Here is a 332-nt window from a genome sequence, read left to right as displayed (position 1 = left end):
GGTCCAGGACGCTTCGGAGGCCGGCGACGGGGAATCCGTCGACTCCGCCCCCGAGGACGCCGCCGCGGGCGTCCAGGGCGACGAGGCGGGGCCACTCGACGGGTCGTCCGCACCGGAGATCGACCACGACGGGGAACCACAGTCCGGCCGCGACGACGATGCGGATTACGACGCCGACGAAGACGACGCGAGCCACGGCTGATGGCGACGCACACGCTGACGATCCACGGCTGGATCCCGGCCGCCCACAACAAGCTCAAGGGCAAGTGGGGGTGGATCCTGAAGAAGCGGGACCGGGTCCGCGTGGCCAACGCGAACCGGTTCCAGCGGAT

General features: G+C 70.8%; 1 pseudogene. It reads left to right on the top strand.

What is annotated here, in order from left to right:
• A pseudogene (locus tag G6O68_RS32620) lies at positions 1-202 on the top strand (hypothetical protein); the annotation flags it as partial.
• Positions 203-332: the final 130 nt, after the last annotated feature.

Origin of the sequence: Paludisphaera soli (assembly GCF_011064595.1) — a bacterium.
GTDB classification, from domain to species: Bacteria; Planctomycetota; Planctomycetia; order Isosphaerales; family Isosphaeraceae; genus Paludisphaera; species Paludisphaera soli.
The sequence above is the reverse complement of the archived record's forward strand: the minus strand, read 5'-3'. Positions and strand labels throughout refer to the sequence as shown.